Below are 7,003 nucleotides of genomic sequence, written 5' to 3'. Positions count from 1 at the left end.
CCGCCTGCCCCCCCCCCCCGCCCTGCATTTTTTCGCTTGAGCCATGACAGCGCCCGTCCGGTCCCTGAAACGGGACCGGACAGGCATCGATCACGCAGCCTGCGGCGGAGCGAACTTGGTCAGGTCGATGCCCTGCACGGCGCTCTTGTACTCGTCCATGTTCGGCGTACGGCCGAGGATCGAGGAAAGCACCACGAGCGGGGTCGAAGCGAGCAGCGATTCACCCTTCTTCTCGGCGGCATCTTCCACGACGCGGCCCTGGAACAGACGGGTCGAGGTGGCCAGAACGGTGTCGCCCTTGGCGGCCTTTTCCTGGTTGCCCATGCACAGGTTGCAGCCCGGACGTTCCAGATAGAGGGTGTTCTCGTACTCGGTGCGGGCGGCGGTCTTCGGTGCGACGTCGTCGAACTCGAAGCCGGCGTACTTCTTGAGCACGTCCCAGTCGCCTTCGGCCTTCAGCTCGTCGACGATGTTGTAGGTCGGCGGAGCGACGACCAGCGGCGCCTTGAACTCCACCTTGCCCTCTGCTGCTTCGATGTTCTTGAGCATCTGCGCCAGGATCTTCATGTCGCCCTTGTGCACCATGCATGAGCCGACGAAGCCCAGGTCCACCTTCTTGGTGCCGCCGTAGTAGGAAACCGGGCGGATGGTGTCGTGGGTATAGCGCTTGGACACGTCCGGGTTGTTTACGTCCGGGTCGGCGATCATCGGTTCGTCGATCTGGTCGAGATCCACGACGACTTCGGCGAAATACTTCGCGTTGGCGTCGGGGGCCAGAGCCGGCTTTTCGCCCGAACGGATTTCCGCGATGCGCGCGTCTGCCTTGTTGATCAGGCCCTGCAGGGTCTGGGCGGCGTTGTCCATGCCCTTGTCGATCATGATCTGGATGCGCGACTTGGCGATTTCCAGCGATTCGATCAGGGTCTCGTCCTGCGAGATGCAGATCGAGGCCTTGGCCTTCATTTCGGCCGTCCAGTCGGTGAAAGTGAAGGCCTGGTCGGCCAGCAGCGTGCCGATGTGGACTTCGATGATGCGGCCCTGGAAGACGTTCTCGCCGAACTGCTTGAGCATCTGCGCCTGGGTTGCATGGACCACGTCACGGAAGTCCATGTACGGGTGCATCTTGCCCTTGAAGGTCACCTTGACCGACTGCGGGATCGGCATGGTCGCCTCACCCGTGGCCAGCGCCAGTGCGACAGTGCCCGAGTCCGCGCCGAAGGCAACGCCCTTCGACATGCGGGTGTGGCTGTCGCCGCCGATGATGATCGCCCAGTCGTCCACGGTGATGTCGTTCAGCACCTTGTGGATGACGTCGGTCATCGAGTGATAGACGCCCTTGGGGTCGCGCGCGGTGATCAGGCCGAAGTTGTTCATGAAGGACATGAGCTTCGGGATGTTCGCCTGTGCCTTCTTGTCCCACACCGATGCGGTGTGGCAGCCCGACTGGTAGGCGCCGTCGACGATCGGCGAAATGACGGTGGCCGCCATCGCTTCCAGTTCCTGCGCGGTCATCAGGCCGGTGGTGTCCTGCGAACCGACGATGTTCACGCGCACGCGAACGTCCGATCCGGCATGCAGCACCTTGCCCGGCGTCACGCCCACGGCGTTGCGGTTGAAGATCTTCTCGACCGCGGTCAGGCCCTGGCCCTCAACCGAGATTTCCTTGTTCGGTGCAAAAACCGGGGTGGCCTCTACACCCAGCGTTTCGGCAGCAAAGGTCTGGAGCTTCTTGCCGAAGACGATGGCATAGGAGCTGCCCGCCTTCATGAATTCCATCTTCTGCGGGGTGAAGGAGCTTGCAACGTCGACCAGTTCGTTGCCGGCTTCGTCGCGCAGGACCTTGTCCTTGACGTCGATCTTGAGGACCGTGCCGGTCTCGACCGAGAACTTCTGTTCAAGGACGGGGTTTCCGTCGTTGTTGAGGATCGCCTTGCCGTCTTCGCCGACCTTCTTGACCCAGTTCTTCAGGTTGATGCCGATGCCGCCGGTCACGTCGACGGTGGTCGCAAAGATCGGCGAGATGCCGTTGGTACCCGCGACGATCGGCGCGTAGTTCACGAAAGGAACATAGGGGCTGGACTGCTTGCCGGTCCACAGCGCCACGTTGTTCACGCCCGACATGCGCGACGAGCCCACGCCCATCGTACCCTTCTCCGCGATCATCATCACGCGCGCGTCGGGGTGCTGCGCCTTGAGCGCAACGATCTGCTGCTGCGCTTCGGGCGAGATCATGCACTGGCCGTGCAGTTCGCGGTCCGAACGCGAGTGCGCCTGGTTGCCCGGCGAGAGCAGGTCGGTCGAGATATCGCCTTCACCGGCGATGAACGTGACGACCTTGATCTCGTCCTCGACGTCCGGAAGCTTGGTGAAGAACTCGGCCTTGGCGTAGCTCTCCAGCACGTCCCTGGCGATGGCGTTGCCGGCCTTGTAGGCATCGGCGAGACGAGCCATGTCGGCGTCGTAGAGGAAGACCTGAGTCTTCAGCACTTCGGCAGCCTGCGCGGCAACCGCGGCATCGTCGCCCAGCGCGATGTCGAGCAGGACCTTGACCGAGGGACCGCCCTTCATGTGCGAGAGCAGTTCGAGCGCGAAGGCGACCGAGATTTCCGGGACGACGACTTCGCCCAGCACGATTTCCTTCAGGAATTCTGCCTTCACGGCAGCGGCGCTCGTGGTGCCGGGCAGCGTGTTGTAGATGAAGAACTTGAGAGCATCGGCGCGGTGTTCGCTGCCGGCATCCTTGATCAGGGTGATGATCTCTTCGATGAGCTTGCCATCGTCGATGGGCTTGGGCGCAAGGCCTTGCGTAGCTCTGCTGTCGATTTCGGTCAGATAATCCAAGTAGATGCTCATCGTAATCCCAAGCTCAAGAGTGAATGGAGCCAAAAAAGTGCCGTGATCCGGCCTAATTCGGTTGCCCGAGGGCATGCGCGGCTCCCGCTACGCCAACCGAAATCAACTGGCAAGGCATCACATTTCGGCCAAACCGACTTGGGACGAAGATGCATGATATATCGGCAGGAGGATGCAACTGCGTGGCTGGCCCCATTCACGATGGACCGGAAGGGCCTCCTGCCCCGGACCGTCAATCCATCTCGTCGACCGGAACGCGCATGCGCAGAGAAGTGGAACCCGGGTTGGAGACGATCTCCAGCGTACCGCCTCGCTCGGTCAGGCGTTCGCGGATCGAGCGCGGGAAAATCGGCTCGTTGCTTTCGCCAAAGCCGTGACCATTGTCCGTCACTTCGATCTCGATGCCTACCGCACGCATGCGGCACTTGATGGTCACTCGCGTGGCATCCCCGTGACGTACGCCATTCGAAACGGCCTCGCGCACGATCTGCTGGATCTCCAGCGAGAGCCATACGGGCACCGGCACGCGATAGTCGGACTCGATGATGTCGACCGTGATCTGCCAACGCAGGGCCAGAGCTTCGCTCGTCGCCTCGAGATCGTCGATCAGGTTGCGCACGCGCGCATCGGAGTCCGTCTCGCGCAATTGCTCGATCAGGCGACGGACATGGATATGCTCGGCCGCCAGCGCGTCCTTGATGGCGTCGATCTCCCCGGTGACCTCGGGATCCGCGCCCACCTTCGAACGCAGCGCGACCAGCAGGAACTTCGCACCGACCAAGGAATGCGCTACGCTGTCATGCAGGTCGCAGGCGACCGACTTGCGCAGCCGGCTCAGGGCGCGGTCGAGCGCGTTGACCGCGCTGACCTGCCAGGCCACGCCTTGCGCCACTTCCGACGCGATAGCGTGGGCAAGGTACAAGTGCCCCCATCCCAGCATCGGAATGCCGGTAAGGATAAGGCAGTTGACGCCGTCCTCGCCGCTGGTCGGGATACACAGGCCCCGCTCCACTCCCAACTCCTTGAGGAGTTGGAAGCCGGGTAGTGCAGAAGCCTTGCATGCGCTCAGCTTGCCCTCTGCCGAGACGATCGCGCGATTGCGGACGAGATCGAAGAGCATCGGCTCCAGCTGGCGCAGGCGATCGGCAGCGCCGAAGCTCAATTTCCTGGGCTGAAGCCGTTCCTCCAGAGAGGCCGGCGTGCAGGAATAGCAGCCGAGATTTTCGCGATCGATCCAGCACAGCACGGCATCGGAGGCAGCGGCAGCTTCCATTGCATAACCCATCGCCGATGCGGTGACGGGATAGCCGGGCCCCGGGGTCTCGCCAGCGAACCGGGGCAGGTTCGTCTTGATCATCTGGCCGCTCGCCCAGACGAGAACCAGCGAGCCGAGCGGAACGAACAGCCCCCATCGCACCACGCTCGCCCAGGCCACAGTCCCGCGAGGCACTTCGACAAGCAGGATGTCGCCGATCCATACCGCGTTGAGAAAAGCGGCAATGGCAAGGACGAGCGCAAGGCGCCAGCGCAGGACGCTGCTGAACAGGATATGCCCGATCAGGCACAGCGACAGGACGACCCACGTCACGCCTTCGTTCATGGGCGGGACCGTCAGCGCAAGGAAAGCCAGTCCATCCAGCCCGATGAACGCCTCGGACGCGATGAAGTCGAGATACCAGTCATTGAAGGCGATGAGCAGCGCGACAAACGCAAAGGCCGCATAACCCAGCGCGAAAACGTCGAAGTAGCCGCCCTGAAGGCCGAGCCCCGATGACTTGGTGAAGGCGAACAACAGCAACACGAATGCGCAGAACGCCCGGCTTACCGCGACGATGTGGTTGGAGTGCGCCCCGCAGGTCAATTCGGACAGGAAGTGCAACAGCCGCGTGCCGGCGCCGGATGGCAGACCTTCTCCAGGACCGATCGGCTGTTCCCCCGCCTTGTCGAAATCATGGACCACGCCGTTCACGCCGCCCACCTCCGAAGGTAACGAAACGGTTTGAAAGAGACAGACACGAAGTCATGCATAGCAAGGCTCACCGCTGGGCGTTGCACCGAAACTGGCGATATTGAGCCTGAGACCGCGAAAGCCATTCGAACGCCATCTTTCTTTGTGCGAGCCTGCGTACGGAACGGTAACTGAGGGGCATTCGCGCCCCGGCGGCCCAACTTTCGCAACCTTGAATACACCCCCGGGTACGAAGCAGAAACCTCAATAACCTGCCCCTGCAGGAGCCGTTTACTTCTATGCCTCGACCGGCAAGAATTAAGTATCTATCGATAGTTAGTCAAGTTCCCTAACCGGGGTAGCTGGCGCGGTACTTCAATGCCGATCCAGCGAGGAGGCGGACCGCACCTCGTCGTCCCGCCACGAGACACTCCAGCAGCCAAGATGGCGACCAAATGGTCCGAGCTTGCAGCGAAAAGGCTATTCGCCGGCGTCTTTGAGGCTGTTCGCCAGCTCGGTCCGATTCGAAATGCCCAGCTTGGTATAGATGTTGTGAAGGTAGACCTTCACCGTGCCCTCGGTCGTACCCAGGCGCGCCGCGACTTCCCGGTTCCGCAGACCACGGGCCACATGCTGGGCCACGTCCAGCTCTTTTGGAGTAAGGCCGGCAAGGCGGGACGAAGGACTGGCCGAACTGGCATGGGCGATCGCCTTGTCGATCAGATCGCCATCCAGGTACCGCATGCCATTCTTGACCGAGTCGATGGCCTTGAGCAGACAATGCTCGGCATCGTGCTTGAAGACGATCCCGTTCACCTGCGACCGGATCACCGACAACAGTTGCTCGTCGTTCATTTCCACGGTCAGGATGATCACCGGGCGCGTATCGCCCCGCCTGCGCAATTCCGAGAGCGTCGAGACGCCATCACGACAGGGCATGCGGACATCGAGCAGGACGATGTCAGGATTCTCACGCTCGATCGCTGCAAGCGTTTCGTCCCCGTCGCCGGTCATGGCGACGACTTCGTGCCCACCCATTCGGAGTACGGCTTCGACACCCAGTCGAAAAAAGGGATGATCGTCGGCAACTAAGATTCGCGACACGTTTTATGTTTCCCACCCGACGACTGCCTTTCGGCAGCTTGATGCCCCCAACCCAAAGGTAACGCCCGATCATTACCTAGCGTCGGATTTTGCAAGGGCGCGTGGACAAGGTCAATAAAATAGCACCCCTGGATCACCCGATTTTCACAATCGATTCCAGGTCCGCCACCCACCGCGAATCCGGTACTCAGATAGTATGACTTGCGCAGGGGCATGGCAGGTCCGCGCATTAACTTGCGTTAGAAGTATTGACTAACGGCCTATATCTTTAGATATTAAACGCGTCTTTCAGCATAATGACCGATCATGGATAACGGCTCAGGACGCGGAGTTGTCAGATGACAGTGATGGCCAATATCAATCTGCGCAGCCGGACGGGCTACCTGCACGGGCAACCCACGCGCAAGCTCAGCCTTGAGGGAGCCGCCGCCAGCTTCAAGGGACAACGGGAATCCGTGTCCGTTACCAATCTGTCGAAGGCAGGCATGTTGCTCGAGACATCGGCTCCGCTCTCGGTGGGCGAACCGTTGATGATCCTCTTCCCCGAAGGAGAGACGTGCAACGCCAGCATCGTCTGGGCCGCCGAGACGATTTTCGCCTGCGAATTCGAAAAGGCCCTGTCGATCGCCACGATCCGGAAGGTGCAGCTGCAGAGTCCGCCGGAACCGCGCGCCGAGGAAGAGGCCGCGACCTCCGAAACCCTGGGCGCCCGCATCAAGCGACTGCGCCGCGAACGGGGCTTCGGCGTAGACCATTTCGCCAGCTACATAGGCGTGAGCCGGCCTACCCTGTGGAAGTGGGAGAAAGGCACAGTCTCGCCCCGGCAGAACATGGTCCAGACGATCGCAAAGGCGCTAGGCGTGCCGGAAAAGGAACTGCTCTACGGTAGCCGTCCCGAAGTGGTGCGCCACGACGCCAGCCAGCTTGCGGCCTTCGATGTTTCGAGTTCGGTCATTGCCAGCAAGAAGGTGGAGATCGCAAAGCTCATCGGCGTCGATCCCAATCGCGTGCGCATCCTGATCGAGACCTGATCCCGAAGCCCCTTCTCAGGCCGCTTCAACGCTGGGCCCGATAGCGCCAAGAGGTGTCTTTCGCACC

The 7,003-nt window shown here is 61.5% G+C and carries 4 protein-coding genes; 1 reads left to right on the top strand and 3 read right to left on the bottom strand.

The annotated features are described in order from the left end of the window. Positions 1 to 90: 90 nt before the first annotated feature. The 3 genes from SPHV1_RS19915 to SPHV1_RS19905 all read right to left on the bottom strand — a co-directional run bounded on the left by SPHV1_RS19915 (position 91) and on the right by SPHV1_RS19905 (position 5,905). Positions 91 to 2,853, bottom strand: coding sequence for a bifunctional aconitate hydratase 2/2-methylisocitrate dehydratase (locus tag SPHV1_RS19915; protein WP_054947742.1), 2,763 nt, complete (start codon positions 2,851 to 2,853; stop codon positions 91 to 93). A 232-nt stretch (positions 2,854 to 3,085) separates the two neighbouring features. Continuing rightward, positions 3,086 to 4,822 carry a sensor histidine kinase gene (locus SPHV1_RS19910; RefSeq protein ID WP_231634774.1) on the bottom strand — a complete coding sequence of 579 codons (1,737 nt, stop codon included), beginning with the start codon at positions 4,820 to 4,822 and terminating at the stop codon, positions 3,086 to 3,088. 459 nt (positions 4,823 to 5,281) lie between these two features. Beyond that, positions 5,282 to 5,905 (bottom strand): response regulator transcription factor, encoded by a 624-nt coding sequence (locus tag SPHV1_RS19905; RefSeq protein ID WP_054947741.1) that lies wholly within the window; start codon positions 5,903 to 5,905, stop codon positions 5,282 to 5,284. Between the two features lie 347 nt (positions 5,906 to 6,252). Between SPHV1_RS19905 and SPHV1_RS19900 the strand changes: the two genes are divergently transcribed. Next, complete coding sequence (locus SPHV1_RS19900) at positions 6,253 to 6,936, top strand: helix-turn-helix domain-containing protein (RefSeq protein ID WP_054947755.1); 684 nt, start codon at positions 6,253 to 6,255, stop codon at positions 6,934 to 6,936. The last annotated feature ends 67 nt before the right edge of the window (positions 6,937 to 7,003 follow it).

Origin of the sequence: Novosphingobium sp. KN65.2 (genome assembly GCF_001368935.1) — a bacterium.
Lineage (GTDB): Bacteria > Pseudomonadota > Alphaproteobacteria > Sphingomonadales > Sphingomonadaceae > Novosphingobium > Novosphingobium mathurense.
Note: the sequence above shows the minus strand (reverse complement) of the source record. Positions and strands in the feature narration are given on the sequence as shown.

Bases quoted from the DNA above. Each gene is read 5' to 3' on its own strand.
- SPHV1_RS19915 (WP_054947742.1), bottom strand. From the start codon at position 2,853: ATGAGCATCTACTTGGATTATCTGACCGAAATCGACAGCAGAGCTACG.
- SPHV1_RS19900 (WP_054947755.1), top strand. From the start codon at position 6,253: ATGGCCAATATCAATCTGCGCAGCCGGACGGGCTACCTGCACGGGCAA.